This window comes from Veillonella rogosae JCM 15642, assembly GCF_002959775.1.
In the GTDB taxonomy this organism is placed as follows: Bacteria; Bacillota; Negativicutes; order Veillonellales; family Veillonellaceae; genus Veillonella; species Veillonella rogosae.
Genome location: NZ_PPCX01000002.1, coordinates 117114 through 137364 on the forward strand (window position 1 = coordinate 117114; position 20251 = coordinate 137364).

At 37.8% G+C, this 20251-nt stretch carries 20 protein-coding genes and 5 tRNA genes; 23 read left to right on the top strand and 2 right to left on the bottom strand.

Features of this window, described 5'->3' with window-relative positions; all coding sequences use genetic code 11:
- Nucleotides 1-10 precede the first annotated feature (10 nt).
- The 22 genes from ftsE to VRHSUH09_RS00900 all read left to right on the top strand — a co-directional run bounded on the left by ftsE (nt 11) and on the right by VRHSUH09_RS00900 (nt 16151).
- Nucleotides 11-697 (top strand): cell division ATP-binding protein FtsE, encoded by a 687-nt coding sequence (gene ftsE, locus VRHSUH09_RS00795; RefSeq protein WP_009351813.1) that lies wholly within the window; start codon nt 11-13, stop codon nt 695-697.
- The gene (ftsX, locus tag VRHSUH09_RS00800) at nt 687-1574 is read left to right on the top strand and encodes a permease-like cell division protein FtsX (RefSeq protein ID WP_054747197.1); all 888 of its coding nucleotides are present in this window, start codon (nt 687-689) and stop codon (nt 1572-1574) included. Before ftsE ends, ftsX begins: the two co-directional genes overlap by 11 nt.
- Nucleotides 1574-2779 carry a murein hydrolase activator EnvC family protein gene (locus VRHSUH09_RS00805; protein ID WP_420856579.1) on the top strand — a complete coding sequence of 402 codons (1206 nt, stop codon included), beginning with the start codon at nt 1574-1576 and terminating at the stop codon, nt 2777-2779. Before ftsX ends, VRHSUH09_RS00805 begins: the two co-directional genes overlap by 1 nt.
- Before the next feature lies 1 nt (nt 2780).
- Complete coding sequence (locus VRHSUH09_RS00810; protein ID WP_043005991.1) at nt 2781-3920, top strand: S41 family peptidase; 1140 nt, start codon at nt 2781-2783, stop codon at nt 3918-3920.
- Nucleotides 3921-3937: 17 nt separating this feature from the next.
- Nucleotides 3938-5209, top strand: coding sequence for a GTPase ObgE (gene obgE / locus VRHSUH09_RS00815; RefSeq protein ID WP_105081105.1), 1272 nt, complete (start codon nt 3938-3940; stop codon nt 5207-5209).
- 8 nt (nt 5210-5217) lie between these two features.
- A complete protein-coding gene (gene yhbY / locus VRHSUH09_RS00820) occupies nt 5218-5502 on the top strand; it encodes a ribosome assembly RNA-binding protein YhbY (RefSeq protein ID WP_054747195.1) in 285 nt (94 codons plus the stop codon).
- A 63-nt stretch (nt 5503-5565) separates the two neighbouring features.
- On the top strand, nt 5566-6687 hold the full coding sequence (gene proB / locus VRHSUH09_RS00825; RefSeq protein ID WP_054747193.1) for a glutamate 5-kinase: 1122 nt from the start codon (nt 5566-5568) through the stop codon (nt 6685-6687).
- Nucleotides 6688-6696: 9 nt separating this feature from the next.
- Nucleotides 6697-7956 (top strand): glutamate-5-semialdehyde dehydrogenase, encoded by a 1260-nt coding sequence (locus tag VRHSUH09_RS00830; protein ID WP_105081106.1) that lies wholly within the window; start codon nt 6697-6699, stop codon nt 7954-7956.
- A 139-nt stretch (nt 7957-8095) separates the two neighbouring features.
- The gene (gene nadD / locus VRHSUH09_RS00835; RefSeq protein ID WP_054747191.1) at nt 8096-8710 is read left to right on the top strand and encodes a nicotinate-nucleotide adenylyltransferase; all 615 of its coding nucleotides are present in this window, start codon (nt 8096-8098) and stop codon (nt 8708-8710) included.
- Nucleotides 8711-8713: 3 nt separating this feature from the next.
- Nucleotides 8714-9283 carry a bis(5'-nucleosyl)-tetraphosphatase (symmetrical) YqeK gene (gene yqeK / locus VRHSUH09_RS00840; protein ID WP_054747190.1) on the top strand — a complete coding sequence of 190 codons (570 nt, stop codon included), beginning with the start codon at nt 8714-8716 and terminating at the stop codon, nt 9281-9283.
- A 12-nt stretch (nt 9284-9295) separates the two neighbouring features.
- Entirely contained in the window at nt 9296-10417 is a 1122-nt protein-coding gene (locus VRHSUH09_RS00845; RefSeq protein WP_105081107.1) for an LCP family protein, read from the top strand.
- Nucleotides 10418-10432: 15 nt separating this feature from the next.
- Nucleotides 10433-10795, top strand: a complete 363-nt coding sequence (rsfS, locus tag VRHSUH09_RS00850) for a ribosome silencing factor (RefSeq protein ID WP_054747186.1) — start codon at nt 10433-10435, stop codon at nt 10793-10795.
- 1 nt (nt 10796) lies between these two features.
- Nucleotides 10797-11705 (top strand): CvfB family protein, encoded by a 909-nt coding sequence (locus VRHSUH09_RS00855; RefSeq protein WP_054747185.1) that lies wholly within the window; start codon nt 10797-10799, stop codon nt 11703-11705.
- A gap of 5 nt (nt 11706-11710) precedes the next feature.
- On the top strand, nt 11711-13051 hold the full coding sequence (gene trkA, locus VRHSUH09_RS00860) for a Trk system potassium transporter TrkA (protein ID WP_105081108.1): 1341 nt from the start codon (nt 11711-11713) through the stop codon (nt 13049-13051).
- Between the two features lie 12 nt (nt 13052-13063).
- On the top strand, nt 13064-14551 hold the full coding sequence (locus VRHSUH09_RS00865; protein WP_105081109.1) for a TrkH family potassium uptake protein: 1488 nt from the start codon (nt 13064-13066) through the stop codon (nt 14549-14551).
- A 13-nt stretch (nt 14552-14564) separates the two neighbouring features.
- Nucleotides 14565-15161: an MBL fold metallo-hydrolase gene (locus VRHSUH09_RS00870; protein WP_105081110.1), complete on the top strand. Its 597-nt coding sequence runs from the start codon at nt 14565-14567 to the stop codon at nt 15159-15161.
- A 50-nt stretch (nt 15162-15211) separates the two neighbouring features.
- Nucleotides 15212-15287: transfer RNA gene (locus VRHSUH09_RS00875), tRNA-Asp, on the top strand.
- Nucleotides 15288-15292: 5 nt separating this feature from the next.
- Nucleotides 15293-15368: transfer RNA gene (locus tag VRHSUH09_RS00880), tRNA-Phe, on the top strand.
- A gap of 7 nt (nt 15369-15375) precedes the next feature.
- Nucleotides 15376-15450: transfer RNA gene (locus VRHSUH09_RS00885), tRNA-Gly, on the top strand.
- A gap of 9 nt (nt 15451-15459) precedes the next feature.
- Nucleotides 15460-15534 (top strand) — tRNA-Cys (locus VRHSUH09_RS00890).
- A 14-nt stretch (nt 15535-15548) separates the two neighbouring features.
- A tRNA-Leu gene (locus VRHSUH09_RS00895) sits at nt 15549-15637 on the top strand.
- A 58-nt stretch (nt 15638-15695) separates the two neighbouring features.
- A complete protein-coding gene (locus tag VRHSUH09_RS00900) occupies nt 15696-16151 on the top strand; it encodes a 2-thiouracil desulfurase family protein (protein ID WP_054747183.1) in 456 nt (151 codons plus the stop codon).
- A gap of 33 nt (nt 16152-16184) precedes the next feature.
- On the opposite strand, the gene VRHSUH09_RS00905 is transcribed toward VRHSUH09_RS00900, so the two are convergent.
- Both VRHSUH09_RS00905 and VRHSUH09_RS00910 read right to left on the bottom strand, forming a co-directional pair.
- Entirely contained in the window at nt 16185-17303 is a 1119-nt protein-coding gene (locus tag VRHSUH09_RS00905) for an IS256-like element ISVesp1 family transposase (protein WP_105081111.1), read from the bottom strand.
- 218 nt (nt 17304-17521) lie between these two features.
- Nucleotides 17522-19354, bottom strand: a complete 1833-nt coding sequence (locus tag VRHSUH09_RS00910) for a phosphoethanolamine transferase (protein WP_105081112.1) — start codon at nt 19352-19354, stop codon at nt 17522-17524.
- Nucleotides 19355-19521: 167 nt separating this feature from the next.
- On the opposite strand from VRHSUH09_RS00910, the gene VRHSUH09_RS00915 reads away from it, so the two are divergent.
- Entirely contained in the window at nt 19522-20247 is a 726-nt protein-coding gene (locus tag VRHSUH09_RS00915; RefSeq protein ID WP_054747576.1) for a segregation and condensation protein A, read from the top strand.
- Nucleotides 20248-20251: the final 4 nt, after the last annotated feature.

Sequence of the window (20251 nt, forward strand, 5' to 3'; positions counted from 1 at the left end):
AGGGGCCCCCATGATTGAATTTAAGAATGTTAGTAAAGTCTATGATAATGGTTCTGTTGCATTAGACGATGTGTGTTTAACCATTAACGATGGTGAATTTATCCTCGTTTGTGGTCACAGTGGTGCAGGGAAATCAACTCTATTTAAGTTGTTGACACATGAAGTTGTGCCAGACACTGGTACAGTTATCGTCGATGACTTTGATGTTACGCGCATGAAGCGTAGCAAAATTCCGAAATTACGTAGAAAGCTAGGAGTAGTATTCCAAGACTTCCGTCTATTACCAAATAAAACGGTAGCTGAAAATATAGCCTTTGCTCTCGAAGTAATTGAAGAAAAACCAAAAATCATTAAAGAAAAGGTGAGTCATGTATTAGAGCTTGTTGGTTTAAGTGATAAGGCTAATGATTTACCAGAGGATCTATCTGGTGGTGAACAGCAGCGTGTGGCTATTGCTCGTGCTATTGTTAATCGCCCATCCGTACTCATTGCTGATGAGCCTACAGGCAACCTAGATCCTGATACAAGTAAGGATATTGTAGATTTGTTCAAGCATATCAACAATTTTGGCACTACCGTTATTATGGTTACCCATAATATGGATCTTGTTTCGTATTTAAATAAACGCGTTATTCGTTTAAAAGACGGCCGCGTTCAAAGTGACAATATGAGAGGTGCAGAAATTAATGAAGCCTAGAACGATAAAATACTATTTTAAAGAAGCTCTAAAATCTATGAAGCGTAATGGGCTTATGACCTTGGCGTCCATTTCTACAGTAGCTTTATCCTTATTTATGCTTGGTGTATTCCTTTGTGGTGTTATCAATTTGAATAATATGGCATCTAGCTTGGAAAACCAAGTACAGTTGAGCATTTACTTAAAAGACGGCTTAACAACAGAACAAATTATGTCTGTAGGCAAGCAAATTAAGGCTATACCAAATCTTAAGAAGCTTGAGTTTGTTAATAAAGAACAAGCTATGAAAGAGTTTAAAGAGCGTCTTGGTGATCAACAACAATTAGTTAATGCTTTAGGTGGTGTAAACCCATTACCTAATTCTTATGTATTAACTTTTGATAATCCTAGTGATGTAAAGGCAACTGCAAAGCTAGCTACGACCTTTCAAGGTGTAGAAAGTACACATTATGGTCAAGATATTGTAGAAGAGCTCTTCCGAATTACTCAAGTTATTCGTATTGGTGGTATTGTATTGATTGCTTTTTTAGCAGCCGCTACATTATTTATTATTTCTAATACGATTCGGTTGACTGTATTTGCACGTCGTAAAGAAATTGCAATCATGAAGTATGTAGGTGCTACTAATGGCTTTGTCCGTTGGCCGTTCTTGATTGAAGGCATGTTGCTAGGCTTAATTGGTGCTATCATTGCCGTTCTTTGCGTCGGTGAATTCTATCACTTTATTACTATGGAAGTATCTGAATCTTTAGCATTCTTCCCATTAGTACCAATGTTCCCATTCTTCTATGATGTGGCTATCTATATTTTAGGTGGTGGCATAGTAGTAGGTGCTATTGGTAGTACTATTTCGTTAAAACAATACATGAAGGTGTAATGTTTATGAAATATAAAACAATAAAGTCCCGTCTTGTAGCAACCATTTTAACGGGTATAGTCGTACTGGGAACACCTCTATACATCGTTGCAGAAGACGAAGATTTAACGAATCAACTCGATTCGATCCAACAACAAGTAAATCAGCAAAATGCTATTAAAGCAGATGCTGAGACTGTCATTGTTAGCGTATCTGAGCAATTGCGTCAAATTGAAGAACAATTGCGTCAAGCACAGCAACAATTAGAAGTAATTCAACAGCAACGTATAGCAGTAGAAAATGATATTACTGTTAATGAAAAGTTACTTGCTGAAGCACAAAAGCGCTTAGAAGGCCGTGAAGCTGTTTTCTATAAACGTGTACGTGATATTTATATCAATGGTCGATTGAGTTATTTAGATGTAGTTATTGGTTCTAAAGACTTTAAAGACTTTGCAAATCGTTTAGAAATCTTAAAGCGTATCATTGATTCAGATATTAAGTTAATTGATGAAATTAAAAAAGAGCGAGCTGAAATCGCTGCTCGTAAGCAAGCCCTTGAACAATCTCGCGCTAAATTAGTAGAGCTTGAAAAAGCGGCAGTGGCTAAACAAGCTGAAATTGAACAGAAGAAACAAGAGCGTGAAGTAGTTCTACAAAAAGCACAAAATGATCGTGCTGTAGCAATGCAAGCTGTAGAAGAACTAAATGCATCATCTGCTCAAATTACTTCTCTCTTAAAAGCTCGCCAAGCAGAACGTGCGGCAGCACGTGCAGCTGCAGAAGCAGCAGCGGCAGCGGCGGCTCAACAAGCTGCACCAAGTTATTCTTGGGTACAAGGGTCTGGTCAACTTGGCTGGCCTGTTAGTGGTGAAATTACTTCACCATATGGCTATCGTACACATCCAATTTGGGGTACTACAATTTACCATTCGGGCATCGATATTGGTGTTGATGAGGGTACACCTGTTCATGCTGCGGATGGCGGTACTGTTGTTTGGTCTGGATGGATGGGTGGTTATGGTTATGCCGTAGTTATCGATCATGGTAACGGTATGTCTACATTATATGCGCATAACTCTGAACTAGCTGTTTCTGAAGGTCAAGATGTAGGTAAAGGCCAAGTTGTAGCCTATGCTGGTAGTACTGGTAACAGTACGGGACCACACGTACATTTTGAAGTTCGTATAAGTGGGGATCCAGTGGATCCTATGGGATATTTATAATATGAAATTTGACACACGTACGGTGTTATGGAGCCTATTGAAATATATAGGCTCTGGCATCGTCATTATGTGGCTTACATTTTGGTATCTTTCCGGTTCATTCTGGGGGTTGCCAAGATTATTTGTAGCCTACTATGCTGCGAGTCAAGTCTTTATGACACCGACAGCTAAATCCACTCTTTATGATGGAATGCTAAAAGGTTTAATTGACTCTTTGGGAGAACCGCATAGTGTTTACTTAGATGCTGAAGAATATAAGTCCATGAAAATGCAAACATCTGCAACTTATGCAGGTGTAGGTATGGTTCTTGGCACTGATGATAAAGGTTTACATGCTGTTAGCGTTATGGAAGATCAACCAGCTTTTAAAGCAGGAATCAAGCCTGGAGATCATATCATTGCTATTGATGGACAATCTACTAGTGACATCACAGTAGAGGAAGCATCCTCTAAAATTCGTGGTGAAGCAGGTACTGTTGTAGCTCTTGATATTGAGCGCAATGGTGAAAAGTTGCATTTCGATATAACTCGAGAATCTATAGTTCTTCCTACTGTTAAAAGTAAAATGCTAACTAGTACAGTTGGTTATATTCGCATTAGTCAATTCGCTGAGAATACGGCAGATGATTTTGCTACTCAGTTTAAAGAGCTTCAAGCTCAAGGTATGAAGGCACTTGTATTAGACTTGCGAGATAATCCAGGTGGCTTACTTTCAACAACTGAAAAAATATCCAACTACATCATGCCTCCAGGTACATTAGTAACAGTACAAAATCGGGCTGGTAAAAAGGATGTTTATAAGTCTGATGGTCCTGAAGTAGCTATTCCTTTAGTCGTTTTAGTAAACAAAGGCTCTGCTAGTGCATCTGAAATCATAGCAGGGGCCGTTCAAGATCGTAAATTAGGTACTATTGTAGGTACTAATACATATGGCAAAGGTACAGTTCAAACTATATATCCAAGTTTAGATAATGAGGGCATTAAAGTTACCATTGCTAAATACCACACACCAAGTGACCGTATTATTGACGGAACTGGTATCAAACCTGATGTGGAAATAGAGTTACCAAAAGGGGTAAATCCATCTAGTAAATTAGATGATATTCAAATTAAAAAAGCATTAGAGATATTACAACAATAATGCATAGGAGTTAAATTATGTTTATAGATAGAGCGCGCGTCTTTGTAAAGGCTGGTGACGGTGGTGACGGCATGTCTAGCTTCCGTCGTGAGAAATACGTGCCAAATGGCGGTCCGAGTGGCGGCGATGGTGGTAAAGGGGCGGACGTTATTTTTAAAGCGGACAAGAATATTAATACTCTTGTAGACTTTAGATATAAACGTCAATTCAAGGCACCTGCTGGTGGTAATGGTGAAAGTTCCAACAAGCATGGTCGTGGTTCTGAACCACTTATCATTCCTGTTCCTTTGGGGACAGTCATTAAAGAGGAAGAAACGGGCAAAGTTTTCTGCGACCTCGTTAATGATGGCGATACATTTGTTATTGCTAAAGGCGGCCGTGGCGGTCGCGGTAATGCTCGTTTCCAAACGAGTGCTAATCGTGCGCCAACATTTGCAGAAAAAGGTGAACCAGGTGAAGAATTCTGGTTACAATTAGAGCTAAAAGTATTAGCTGACGTGGGTTTATTAGGATATCCATCTGTTGGTAAATCTAGTATTTTGCGTAAAGTATCTAAAGCTCAACCTGAGGTAGCAGCGTACCACTTTACTACATTGACACCAGTTCTAGGTGTTGTAACTATTTCCGGTGACCGCAGCTTTGTATTAGCCGATATTCCTGGTCTTATTGAAGGGGCGAGTGAAGGTGTTGGCTTAGGTCATAACTTCTTGCGTCATGTTGAACGTACGAATATTTTAATTCATGTTCTTGATGTATCTGGTATGGAAGGCCGTGACCCTAAGGTTGACTTTGATGCTATCAATGAAGAGTTACGTAAATATTCTGAAAAATTAGCTAATAAAAAGCAAATCGTTGCTCTTAATAAGATCGATATGGTCTTTGATGACACCACAATTCCAGATAATAAAAAATACTTTGAAGATAAGGGCTATGAAGTATTCCTTATCAATGCATTGAGCGGTGAAGGTTTACCAGAGCTTATGGAACGAGCTTACTACTATGTAGAAAACTACGAACCAGAGCCTGAAGCGACTGATGATACAGTTGTTTATGAAGCGAAACAAGATGTAGAGTTTGTTATCACTCGTGGTGATGATGCTGCCTTCTACATTACTGGTAAACGTATTGAACGATTAGTTGCTATGACAAATCTTAGCGACGATCAATCTCTTCGTAGATTCCAACGTATTTGGCGTTTTATGGAGCTCGATGCTAAGTTGAAAGAAAAAGGTTGTAAAGACGGTGATGAAGTTGTAATTGGGGATCAACGCTTTACATTCCAAGAGTAGGAGATATAATGACAGGAAAACAAAAACGGTATTTACGTTCTTTAGCTGCTACTATGCCACCAGTTGTACAAATTGGTAAAAATGGCTTAGAAGATAGTGTTATTGATAGCGCTCGTGCAGCGTTGATGGCTCGTGAGTTAATTAAAGTGAAATTACACAATAACAGCCCTGAAGATAAAACTATTTTCGAAGAACTAGCGGATATGCTAGGTGCTGAGCTAGTGCAAGTTATTGGCTTTAATGGCGTTTTGTATAAAGCTAAAAAAGAACCAAAAATTATTTTACCTAAATAGTTTTGAAATCATTTCTATTAATATGTTGTAGTTAAGAAACTGTTAACCTTAGGAGGTTAGTCTATGCGCAGCGCTATCGTAAACGCTAAACGAATTGTAGTCAAAGTTGGTAGCAGTACGCTTTGTTACGCTAATGGTCATTTAAATTTAGAGCGTATTGAAAGATTAGTACGACAATTATCAGATTTGGCTAACCAAGGTAAAGAGGTAATCCTTGTTTCTTCTGGTGCTACAGGAGCTGGACTTGCTCCACTAGGTTTTAAAGAGAAGCCTAGAGATCTTGTACTTAAGCAAGCAGCAGCAGCGGTCGGCCAAGGCATTCTTATCCATATGTACGAGCGCATGTTTCGTGAATATGGACGTACTGTAGGGCAAATTCTTTTAACAAAAGAGGATAGCACTGGACGTCATAGTTATCTTAACTTACGTAATACATTACATACTTTGTTGCAACTTAATGTTATTCCCATAATCAACGAGAATGACGTGGTTGCTATTGAAGAGTTTAAAATAGGCGATAATGATACTTTATCTGCTACTGTGGCAGGTATTGTAGATGCTGATTTACTTATCATTTTATCTGACATTGAAGGTTTATATACGGCTAATCCAGCAACTCATCCAGATGCTACATTAATAGAAACAGTTTCTGAAATTACAGATGAAACGTATGCTATTGCAGGTGGTGCTGGTTCTAACATGGGCACTGGTGGTATGTATACTAAAATAAAAGCGGCTCACATGGCGACAAACTCTGGTGTACCTATGGTTATTACCTCTGGTGAAGTAGAGGACTCTGTTCGTCGCGTATGTAAGGGTGAACAAATCGGTACTCTCTTTGAAGCACATGATGCTGGTCTATCAGGGAAACATCATTGGCTAGCCTTTGGTAAGCGGTTGAAGGGTTCCATTACTATTGATGATGGTTGTGCTCGTGCTGTTTTAGATAAAGGGGCTAGTATATTACCTGCTGGTATTGTTGATGTGGAAGGTACATTTGGACCTGGTGATACAATTTCTATTTATCATAATGGGAAAGAAATTGGACGTGGTCTTATCAACTATAGTGTTGATGATATGAAAGCTATTAAAGGTCATAATACTAACGATATAGCTCAGATTTTAGGTATTAATACGACGTATGATGAAGCTATACATCGTAATAATCTAGTTTTATTACACTGAGGATACAATATGAACCAGTACGAAGAAATTTGTAAAGATATGGGTCTGAGAGCTAAAGCAGCTGCTTTTGAATTAGCTCAACTTGATCAAGGTACGTTAGATGCTGCATTATTAGCAATCGCTGATGCTGTGGAAGCACAAACTGATGAAATCATGGCCGCTAATAAGCAAGACTTAGATAAATCTGGGGACTATAATGTACCTCAAACTATGATTGATCGATTAACGTTGACCCCTAATCGAATTGCTCAAATGGCTGAAGGTGTTCGTCAAGTCGCAGCTCTTGAAAGCCCTGTAAGATCTGTTATGGAAACGATTACACGTCCTAATGGCTTGACTATAGAAAAAAGAGCAGTACCTTTTGGTGTGATTGGTATTATTTTTGAAGCGCGCCCCAATGTGACTATCGATGCTGGTGTACTTTGTTTAAAAACTGCAAATGCTACGATTTTACGAGGTGGTAAAGAAGCATTCCATACGAATCAAATTATCGTGTCTATCATGCGTAATACTTTAGAATCTTTGGGCATTAATGGTGATGCTATCCAATTGGTTGAGGTTCTTGATCGAGATATGGTTGGCGTACTATTGCAACAACGCGAATACATAGATGTTATTATTCCTCGCGGTGGGGCTGGACTCATTCGCCGTGTCGTAGAGGAAAGTAGTATTCCTGTTATTGAAACGGGTAGTGGTGTATGTCATACGTTCGTAGATGAATATGCTAATCTCGATATGGCATTAGACATTGCTATTAATGCTAAAGTGCAACGTCCATCGGTATGCAACGCTATGGAAACTTTGTTAGTTCACCAAGCAGTGGCTGCTGAATTTTTACCTCGCCTTGATATAGCCTTACAAGAATATGGTGTTCGCATTCACGGTGATGAAGTAGTAGCTCAATATATGAAAAATACAATTCCTTTAACAGAGACGTCTTTTAACACAGAATACAATGATATGGATTTAAATGTACGTATCGTTCAAAATCTTGAGGAAGCTATTGAGCATGTAAACTACTATACTACACATCACTCTGAGGCTATTATTACTGATGAGCCTATGCGTGCTACAGTATTTATGAATTTAGTAGACTGTTCTACTGTGTATCATAATGCGTCTACACGCTTTACAGATGGCTTTGAGTTTGGCTTTGGCGCAGAAATTGGTATTAGTACACAAAAACTTCACGCTCGTGGTCCTATGGGCTTACAAGCTTTAACATCTTATAAATACTTCGTATTTGGAGAAGGCCAAGTGCGGACGTGAAGAATATATATTACTTTATAAGGGCATACTACAGATATATTCAAACACCAAAAGGACGATATGAATGGATATCCTATGGAAAGGCATTGCTCTTATTCATCATTATTTGTGTCATTGTCATTAAGGGTGTGACCGCATTATGGTAGAGAAACGTCGTATAGGTATCCTTGGTGGAACTTTTAACCCCATTCATCTAGGTCATCTAATGATTGCAGAGGTTGCTTGTGAAAGCTTTAATCTAGAAAAGGTTATATTTGTACCTGCTCGTATTCCACCGCATAAACAGCATGATGTGATAGATAGTCGTCATCGCTATGCTATGGCAGCTGCTGCTGTAGCAGATAATCCAAATTTTGAAATTTCCGATATAGAGATGCGAAGAGAAGGTCCATCGTACACTGTAGATACAATTCAACATTTCAAAATTATATATGGTCCAAATGTAGAATTTTATTTTATTGCTGGCACGGATACAATTCGGGCATTGCCGACTTGGAAATTTATAGAAGAATTATTAGATGAAGTTCATTTTATTGGTGCTACTAGACCAGATGGAACGAGTGTTATTGATGCTACATTAGATGAACTAGGGCCAAAGGCACATGAAAAGATTCATGTTATGGAAGTGCCTGAAATGAAATTATCTGCTACTTATTTACGGGATCGTTTACGTTCTGGCAAAACCGTTCGCTATATGTTGCCTAAATGTGTAGTAGATTATATAGAAAAAAACCATATTTATGGGAAGGAATAAAGGATGTTATCTTTTGATGAAATAGAACATAGAGTAAGCCAATGGATGGGTAAAAAACGCTTTAAGCATACTCTAGGTGTTGTTGAATCAGCCACTCAATTAGCTAAACTGTATAACGTCGATGTAGAGAAAGCGCGTTTAGCAGCATTACTACATGACTGTGCAAAGGAAATGCCACTCAAGGATATGCAGGCTTTGGTAGAGGCTAGTAAATACGAAGCTGATGATGAATTGTTAGCTAATGGTAATTTGTTGCATGGCTTAGCAGGTATGATTCGGGCTGAAAAAGAGTTTTCTATAACTGATTTAGAAGTTTTAGAAGCGATTCGTGTTCATACTACTGGTAAGGTTCATATGTCTAAGCTAGATAAGGTTATATTTTTAGCCGATTATATTGAGCCTAATAGAGATTTCCCTGGTGTAGATGAATTGCGTAGATTAGCAGAACAAGACTTAGATAAAGCTGTATTATTGGGATTTGATAACACTATTAATCATCTTATTAAGCAACATCTTTCTATTTATCCTTTGACCATTCTTGGTCGTAATGACGTATTACAATCTTGTAAGTAATGGAGTTTTTATATGGAAGAACGTGAACGAGCAAGAGCTCGCCGGCGTAGGAGAAGACGTCAACAAAAGTCATCGGTAAAATGGCCTAGAGTCATTTTAGCCATCGTTGTTGTTCTCGCTTTGCTCGGTGGGATAGGATATGGCATATATAGTGGCGTATCTTATGCATATAGAGCTATTGTAGGAACTACAGAAGTTACTGAAACAGTAGCAGATAATGGAAATAAACAAGACGCTAACACTGTATCAGTTGAGCAAAAAGGGTTAGATAAACCTCTATATATTTTGGTTGTTGGTACTGATGATAATAATCCAAGCCAAGGGGATAGTTTATTTTTATTATCTGTAAATCTTGATCAAAAAACGATGGATGTTATTGGTATTCCAAGTAATAGTAAGATCGATAATCGTGATCAAACTGATGCAACTATGTTGAATGGTATCTATGAAAAAGGCGGCATCGAGCTTACTAAAGCCGTTATTGAAGATATGTTCCACATTTCAATACCATACTATGTAGTGGTTGATCAAAATGCTTTCAAAAAAACAAATGATGTTCTAGGTGATCAACAAATTTATGTAGAGCAACCTATGGAACATGTTGATGCAGAAGGTAATAAAGATATTGATTTACGTCGTGGATATCAAACGTTAGATAGTAATAATGCGTTAGCATACTTACGATACTCAGATCCTAAACATGACACGTTTACTCGTGTTCAACGACAAGAACGATTTTTAAAATTGTGGGTGGACCAAGAGCATAATGCATTTTTCTTAACAAATGCATGGCATATTTGGCGTATTTGGGATCATTTTGATAGTAATATCTCTACCTTAGATGCGATTAAGCTCGTATACAACGCGAGCAAAATTAATAAGGAAGAAATTCATTTTTACATTCTTCCTGGCGAAAAAGAGTTAGTAGGAGATATGACTTACTGGAAGGTAAATCCAACAGAAGCACAACGTTTAGTGGGCATTACAATGGGCAATTTACCGGCTAATGAAATGACACAATTTGTATCCGCTCCTACAAACAGTACAGCTAAAGTTGCACCTGAATCAGAACATAATGGCGGTACAATTACTAAGCCTACTGAACCAGGTGATGAAAGCGGTAGTAAACGTTAAGATAAGAGGAAAACTATGAAAAATAAAGAAGATATTAAACAATTTGTACTAGCATTAGCACAAGCTGCATTTGATAAAAAAGGTAGAGACATTGAAATCCTCGATTTAGAAGGTATTTCTATGCTAGGCGATTACTTCTTAATTGCTAGTGCAAATAATATTAAGCAATCTCAAAGTATTGCTGATGAAATGGAAGATAAAGCTGCTGAATTAGGCATGACAGTTCGTCATAGAGAAGGTTACCGTGAAGGTGAATGGATTTTATTAGATTTTGGCGATGTAATTTGCCATGTCTTTGGCGGCGATGAATTGCGAGAATTCTACGGGTTAGAAGAGTTGTGGAATGACGCAGGTCGAGTTCCATTCGAAGGAGTATAATATGGCTACAGAATTGTTGGAAAATACAATTGCCACATTGAAAGTATTGCGTACTAGTGACCAAGGTGCTTTCCTAGATGGTCAAACAGGCAATACGAATGATGATATTTTGCTTCATAAAGATCAACAAACGTCTTCCGTTGCCATTGGTGATGAAGTAGAAGTATTCTTATATCGCGATCCAAAAGGTCGTTTAACTGCTTCTATGCGCTTACCAGCGATGAAGGTAGGGCAAATTGGGTATGTTGAGGTAATCAATACGACAAACTTTGGCTGTTTCGTAGAGGTTGGTACTGAGCGCGGTATCTTCATGCCACATGCAGAGATGCGTGGTCGTCCTCAAGTGGGCGAAAAAGTCTGGGTTCGACTCTATACAGATAAATCTGGTCGTTTTGCTGTATCTATGGATGTTGATGACGAAATGCGTCGCGCATCTAAGGCTGCTACAGATGCTACAGTAGGACAACTTGTAAAAGGTGCTATCTACAACTTGACTAGTGATGGGGCATTCTTTATCACTCCTGAACGATGGATTGCCTTTTTACATCGTTCTGAGATGACTAGAAAATTAAAAGTAGGAGAAATGGTTGAAGGTCGCATTACTTTTAAACGTGATGATGGTCGGGTTAATGTATCGATGCGCCCTACAAAGGAAAAAGCTCTTGTATCCGATGGAGATATTATTATGGAATATCTTTTGAATCGCGGTGGCAAGATGCCGTATAGTGATGAATCTTCTGCTATGTTGATTAAAGATAAATTCAACATTAGTAAAGCTGCTTTCAAACGTGCTTTAGGGCATTTAATGAAAGAGAAAAAAATTATTCAAGAGGATGGTTGGACATTGCTTACCGACATTGGTCGCCAGTGGACACCTCCTGTTAGTGAAGAGTCCCAAGATAAGGAATAAAGACGATGAAAATTGTCATTGTAGGCGCTGGTAAGGTTGGTTATTCATTAGCTCAACGCCTTATTCAAGATGATCATGATGTGTATGTCATCGATCGTTCACCAGAACGTATACAAAATCTTGAAAATACATTAGATGTTAGCCTTGTCCAAGGTAATGGCAGTGATGTGCAATTACTTGATGAAATTGGTATGTCTGATGTAGGCATGTTTATTGCTGTTACTGATTCCGATGAGGTTAATATGCTATCTTGTGCGGTGGCTAAAATTACAGGAGTTCCTACAACGATTGCTCGTGTTCGTGACAATAGTGTGGCGGAACATATGGATGCAGAGATGCGTGCTAAACTGGGCGTAGATCTCTTTATCAACCCTGAAATGGTTACAGCTCAAGAACTATTACAAATACTTGAAACTCCATCTGCCATTGATGTTGAAGACTTTGGTCAAGGTACAGTGCGCCTTATGGAGTTTAAACTTACTGAGGAGTTCCCTCTGTTAGGCCAGCCATTAAAAGAAATTCGCTTCCCTGAAGGTGTTCTTCTCGTAGGGATTTTACGTTATGGTGAAATGATTATTCCTCATGGTGAAAGTATTCTCCAAGCTGATGACAGCGTATTCTTCTTGGGATTAAAAGAGTCTGTAGAGGAAGTGGAAAATCTTTGGTTCCATAATTATAATGCTTTTTATAAACGGGCTGTCATCATTGGTGCTGGACTACTTGGTCGTAACCTGACTGTTTTATTAGAACGTGCTGGTTTTTCTGTGAAAGTCATTGAAAAAAACTTAGAGCGATGTGAGAAATTAGCGAATCTTGTAGATAAAGCGATGGTTATCAATGGCGATGGTACCGACTTTGATTTGTTAGAAGCTGAAGAAATCGCTGATAGCGACGTTATTATAGCTTTAACTGACGATGATAAACTTAACCTACTAGTAGCTCTTGTAGGCAAGCATATGGGCATACCAAAGACTGTTGTGCGCGTAGGTCGACCTGAATATATTATGCTTATGGAACAAGTGGGTATTGATGTCGTATTCTCGCCACGTTTATTTACAGCGAGTCAAATTTTACGTTTCGTGCGTAGTGGAGAAGGGGTTGTATCTATTTCGACCTTTGAAGGTGGAAAAGCGGAATCTATAGAGGTTGCCATTACAAGTGAATCACCTGTAGCTGGTAAACAATTAAAAGACATCCGTTTACCAGGGAAGGCGTTAGTTGGTGTAATTTTACGTGGTGATGAAGCCATCGTACCACGTGGTAATACTGAAATCTTAGATGGAGATCACATTGTTCTATTTGCGTTACCTGAATCTGTAAGTAAATTACTTAAATATCTTACTTAGTATGGAGGGACTATGCGCATTCAAATTGTCATGTCCTTAGTGGGGCGATTATTATATATATTTGGGATTTTTACATTAATTCCTTTTATATATGGTATCGTATTTGAAACTGCATATTGGTCGTTTTTGGTTACTACTGGTATTTCATTTGGCTTAGGTGGACTTTTATCCTATTATGGTCATGAAAGTCAAAGCTTTAGTCTTCGTGATGGGTTTTTAGTTGTATCAGCTACATGGATATTAACTGTTATCTTAGGTTCCTTACCATTTATTCTTAGTGGTATATTAACCAATGTATTTGATGCTCTATTTGAAGCTACATCGGGGATTACAGCAACTGGTGCTACAATTATTAATAGCGTAGATGATTTACCTAAGACATATGTTTTATGGCGTGGACTAATGCACTGGATTGGTGGGATGGGGATTATTGTCCTTATCTTATCGTTCTTAAAGAACTTAGGTGCAGATGCAGCTCATATGTTTAATGCAGAAGCATCGGTACCAAAACCTGGTGTTGTTATGCCCCGTATTCAATCAATGGCTACTAAACTTTGGCGTTTATACGTTGCTTTTACGGCTCTTTGTTTCGTTATGCTATGGGCTGGTGGTATTGAGCCTTTTGATGCGTTAAACTATGCCTTTTCCATTATTGCAACGGGTGGATTTACCCCAACATCAGCAGGGGCATTTATATATGAACAGAGTAACTATATTTGCTTTGTATTTGTTTTCTTTATGATCCTTGCAGGTGGTAATTTTTCAGTGTATTACAACGCACTTCAAAAAGGCTTTCGCGTTTTGATTGATGATTTTGAAACACGTATGTATTGGCTGGTTATTTTTATTGGAATTGCTATAATATCAATTTCGATGGCAGTACAATCAAATATTAATGACCCAATTCAAATCTTCAGAGATGTTTCCTTTAATTATGTATCGATTCAAACTGGTAGTGGATTTGCTGTAAGCGATTATGATTTATGGCCAGCCGCTGCACAGATGATGTTATTTATTTCATCATTTTTTGGTGGTTGTAGTGGTTCTACAACAGGGGGCGTAAAAATTATTCGCCTCATTATTCTAATTAAGAGCAGCATTATTTATTTAAGAAAATCAATTCATCCTGAGATGGTACAAGTAGTGCGCATTAATGGTAAACCGATGCCTACTAAATGGATACAGATGGCACAGCAATTTTTATTTTTATATTTAATGATTTACGTTATATCTGTGTTCCTTATGACTTGTTCGGGAATGTCTACTTATGATGCGATGCAAATTATAACAGCTTTTCTTAGTAATGTAGGCATTGGATTTGGTGGTTTTGGGCCTACAGATGCCTTTGGTAGTATGTCTGATGGTGCTAAATGCGTAGCAATGGCAGATATGTTATTAGGTCGTTTGGAATTATTTACAATTCTTGTTATGCTTCATCCTCAATTCTGGGAAGGGTATTTTATAAAAAAACAATCTGCTAAACGGTATCGTATCCTATAGGAGGGCGAATAATATGAATATTATAAAACGCCCTCTAGGGCTTTATAAAGCAAATTGTTATGTATTAATTAAAGATGGAAAATCTCTTATTATTGATCCTGGGTTTCATAGTAAGCATATAATTGAAATGGTAGGAGATTCTGAGCCTATAGCAGTATTATTAACACATGGTCATTGTGATCATGTATCGGCTCTTGATGAGGTTTGTGAGTATTATAATATTCCTGCTTATTTACATCCTTTGGATCATGAGTTGTTACAATTAATTCGTCGTAGACCTAGTGTTTACAAGAGGAAAATGTATACTAATTGTGAAAATTTAGTAACAGGAAAATTACAATTAGGACCTTTTGAAGTTATTGTCCATCATACACCTGGTCATAGTGCTGGTTCTGTTTGTCTTGAAATTGAGGGACACTTATTTACTGGCGATACTGTGTTTAAGCAAAATGTGGGAAATACAGATAATTATAAAAGTAATCCTCATGATTTAATTACAAGTTTGAAGTATATTTTATCTTTATCTAAGGACTTAATTATTGAGCCAGGACATAAAGAATCTACCATATTAAAAGATGAAGAAGAATTCATCAAAAATATTGTAGTATAGTGTTGACAAAAGTTGTGATAACCGATATACTAAGCAAGTACTTTGGATACGGCCCCGTGGTGTAGCGGTTAACATGTCGCCCTGTCACGGCGAAGATCGTCAGTTCAAATCTGATCGGGGTCGCCATTCATGCCTCGGTAGCTCAGTTGGTAGAGCAACGGACTGAAAATCCGTGTGTCGACAGTTCGATTCTGTCCTGAGGCACCATGTACATGCGGGAATAGCTCAGCGGTAGAGCACCGCCTTGCCAAGGCGGGGGTCGCGAGTTCGAATCTCGTTTCCCGCTCCAACTTTATATGGCGGCATAGCCAAGCGGTAAGGCAGAGGTCTGCAAAACCTTTATTCCCCAGTTCGATTCTGGGTGCCGCCTCCACAATCGTTACCCATGCCGGGGTGGCGGAACAGGCAGACGCAACGGACTTAAAATCCGTCGGTTGGAGACAACCGTACCGGTTCGATTCCGGTCCTCGGCACCAATTAAGACTAACTTCGGTTAGTCTTTTTTTCTTATTTGAATTAATAAAAAGTATTGCTATGAATAATAAACCTAAACTATTGATTAGTGAATGCTTATGTGGTGTTCCTTGTCGCTATGATGGAAGAGATAATTATATAGAAGCACTTGACCTTCTGAATGAGTATTATGAATTAGTACCTGTATGTCCTGAGGTATTGGGTGGTCTCGGCACGCCGAGAGATCCTGCTGAGCGCCAAGGAAATCGTATATGCACTGCTGATGGGACAGATGTGACAACACAGTTTATTCGAGGTGCAGAGCTTACAGTTCGTATAGCTATTGAATGTAAATGTGAACAAGCTCTAATGAAGGCGAAAAGCCCTAGTTGTGGTTATAAGCGCATTTATGATGGCTCCTTTACTAGAACCTTAAAAGATGGTCATGGATGTACTGTAGAGGCTTTATTAAAGAAAAATATTAGAATTTATACGGAACATGATATAGATCTTTTGTTGGCACAAAAAAAGAGATGAGTTTAGGGTTATAGGACAAAAAGTGTTGCTATTTTAGTCCCAAAGATTGGTAAATAGGCAATCATAATTATGCAAATCACTCCAAACAATAGCATCACCCCAAGTCGGAATAGAAGCTTCTAACCTAGATTGTTCATGTATGGTATGATATATATCAGAAATACTCTTGTTGGTCGGCATAACCTTAAGTATTTCTGCATTAGAAAGCGGGTTTGGTGAGTGCATATAGCACCACCAGAACACCGCTTTTATTCGTCTTTCAATAGACATTCCTCTATGATTACGTAACATAGTGCGTAACTGAGCATTTACACCACCTTCTATACGATTATTAGTAGCTGGGCAGGTACATGTTAACGATGCATCTAAGTAAGTAAATAAACATCTTTTGTTAATCAATTTAACTAAGGAATTTTCTGCTTTTATAAGTCGTTCATGTTTAGGTCGTATCGTACCATTTTCATCAACTGTTATTTCTGATAGGAATACCCTATGTCGTACTTTCCATGACATAACGTTTTGTACCCACTTCATAGCATGATCTTGCGTGTGTATTGTTAATAAATCCCTTGCAATTCCATATAACTCACAACCAGCAATCGTTTTAGGACGTATTGTTGTATAGCGTTTTACTTGTTGAAATGCATGAAATAAGCACCTTTGTAGTTTGGCTTTCGGCCAAACTTTTTTTAATGCCTTTTGAAAGCCGGTACCACCATCGGATATAACTACTATAGGTGATGAAATACGTCGTAATAAAGCCTCCCAAGCCTTAGAATGCTCATATCTACAAACATACCAGCCTAAGACATGCGTCTCATTACAACAGATTAAAATACAAGCATTTCTAGCTAAATAAATACCATCAACAAATACCACACTACTTGATGATTCAACTTTTGGTGGTAATGGCCAAAGCTCCCAAAACTGTGATGTTTTTCTACGAAATGAACGTCCATCGCCAGCCATATCTAACTGTGTGTGTTTACCAAATAACCAATCCAAAAATATCTGTAAATTATTATTAGTTTTATTCACTTTATTTGTGAATGAGCAAGAACATTGATTACAATACCAACGTTGAGAACCCGCACTTGTTTTACCATTTCTCTTACAGACGAAACCACAATTAGGGCATCTGACTAGTTTCATAATTATACTCCTTCTAAAAAATATATCTCTTTAGAAAGATAAAACCTTTTTTGAGTCAGTAAAATCAAGGGGGTTCCGACTTTTTAGCAACACTTTTTGTCCTATAACCCTGAGTTTAACTCATCTCTTTTTCTTTTATTAAGTTAACCTTTATTGTTAATACATAGTATGTTATAGGGCATTATTTTTGAAACATTAACTATAGGTATGTACTACTGTTATTTACCAGCATTAACAGGATCATTAATTAGTGGCTGTTCACCAAGTAATGTAGTTAAGTTATGTAAATTGAATCGATATGACGCATTACTGAAGTCTCGCGTAGCATCGTAACGATAGTTAGGTGCTTGCATGAGACCTACTAATGTGTCATATAGCAGATCATTCGTAAAGAATTGATGCTCGTGTTTAGTCAGCACATCTGCCGTTTGTGGATAGGCTGTACGATATTGTGGAGATAAGTATACCCAGAATGGAATATGTGTCATAACAAAGTCGAATGTATCAGGATTGTGAGACTTATCTAAGCTTTCACCGTGATCGGAGAAGTATACCATAGCTTGTAAATTCAATTTATCTTTACCATAGGTGTAAATTTGTTGTAATAACCAGTCTGTATATAACTGACTATTTGCATATGCTTCTTGGCCGTCAGGATATGGACCTTGTTTCCATTTACTAAATTCATGAGGGTAACGGTCATTGTAATAAATATGACTACCCATAATATGAATAACAATAAAGTTATTTTTGGTAGGGTCTACAGTTTCTAATAATGGCAATAGTGCTTCGTCATAGCGATCGGAGAACGCATAAGACTCATGAGACCATTTTGTAGTGTCTGCAGTTTTAGCCATCAACGAAATAGCTGTATCATATTCACCGAATACACCTTGGTTGCTAAACCAAGAAGTTGTGTAACCCGCTTTTTTGGCTACATCTAAGATGTTTGCTGAATCAAGGAATGGTCTATCGTCGTACTGGTTTCGTTCAGATAGAGCACGCTCTAAAGTTGGTACTGTTTGTACATAAGAGGAATAGGCGTTATCAAAGAATATAAAATCTTTATTGTCTGCACGCATATTTCCTTGCCATGGTGTATCATCATAAGGGAAGTTCGGATTATATACTTTCATATAATCACGAGAGCTAGATTCACCGATGACGAGAATAATAGTTCCCGGTGCTTTCTGGGCAGCTGTTTCTTTAGTATCTAAGTTAAAGGAATCAAATACTATATGATGGTTATCATTATATTGCTGCATTTGTTTTACATAATCACCAGCAGCAATCCAGTTGGCTACGATACATGTTTGAGGGAATAAGAAGAACGGTACATATACAAGAAAGGCTACGATAGAAGCGATGAGCATAGCAGATCGCATAGGGCGTGTAGTATTTAAATTAACTACCGCTTTCATACCTAAATTAGACCAGTATAATAAATATGTCCACAATACAAGACCAACACCTACTGCAATTAGACCAGGAATACCAGCTGCATTTTTTAAGAAACCAAATGCCTCTTCTGGATTAGTCATATAGACTGCTAATAGACTAGCTGGTGTTAAACAGTGCCATGTAGTCATGTAATAGCCAATTTGTAAGAATGGGATGAGGCTAAGAATCATGGAAATGATAGCCATGATTAAGGATGTTGTTTTATGGAAGCGATTCGTTTGATTGAGTAAAAACTGAATGCCCGATAAACCCATAAAAATCAATAAACCAAATAAGAAATCATTGGCAAATTCATAGAAGTACAATGGTTTTACATAAGACCAGTGAAATAGAAGTGGGAAGGTAAGAGCCCATAAGATACCTACCAATCCATATCCTAAAAATGGTCTATGAAAAACGGTGCAGCCCATAAAATATTGAAATAAGAATGTGCCAACAATGGTGGGCACCGCTAAAATTGTAATATCCTCTACATCTAAGCCTAGTGTAATGGGTTCATAAATTAAAAATAGAATGATATATAAAACAATACCTATAATACCAAAGCGAAAAATGGGGTTACGCCCAATTTGCCTTAAACTAGATGACATAATAAAGCCTCTCTTAAAGGAACACACAATAATATATCTTTATAATATATAATAATTATATTATTAAAGATAGCAGATGAATATAAAAAAAACAATTATTTGAAAGTACTACTATAAATGCTTTATAATTATATAGTTAAAGTATATCTTTCTAAGGATTGGGGTTTATGGGAGATTATAATTATAAGTTGGACGTCTTTGAAGGTCCCCTTGATTTGCTGCTGCATCTCATTGAAAAACATAAAATAGAAATCACCGATATTCCTATCGTTGAAATAACGAGTCAATACTTGGAGTATCTAGATAACTGGAACCATTTTGATATTCACTATAGTAGTGAATTTCTTGTTATGGCTTCCACCTTATTACAAATCAAATCGCGTATGCTATTGCCTAAGGCTGAACCTGAGCCAGAGGATGCAGAAGATCCACGGGATGAGTTAGTAGCTAAATTAGTTGAGTTTAAAAAGATTAAAGATTTTACATCTCTATTGATGGAGCGAACAGCCGTATCGGCAAATGTTTTTAGTCGTCCTGAAGAAACGAGTGTTCTCGGTTTAGATAATGTATATAATCTAGAGCTTTCACAGCTATATCAAATCTTCTACCAAACCTTAAAACGGGCTAAAGAATTGCCTGAAGAGGAACCTATTCGAGAGGTTAAGGTAGAAAAAGATACGTACAGTTTAGAGGATATGATTCTATCCTTGTCGAGTCGTATACGTCGTGGTGAAAGTTTACACTTTAGGGAGTTATTAGTAGCTATAGAAACCAAAAGTGGTATGGTAACAATCTTTATGGCTGTTCTTGAATTGTTAAAGCAGCAAGTAATGGACATGCGCTACGAAGATGATGATATTATATTCACTGCTGCTTTAGATGGAGCCGTGTAGAAAG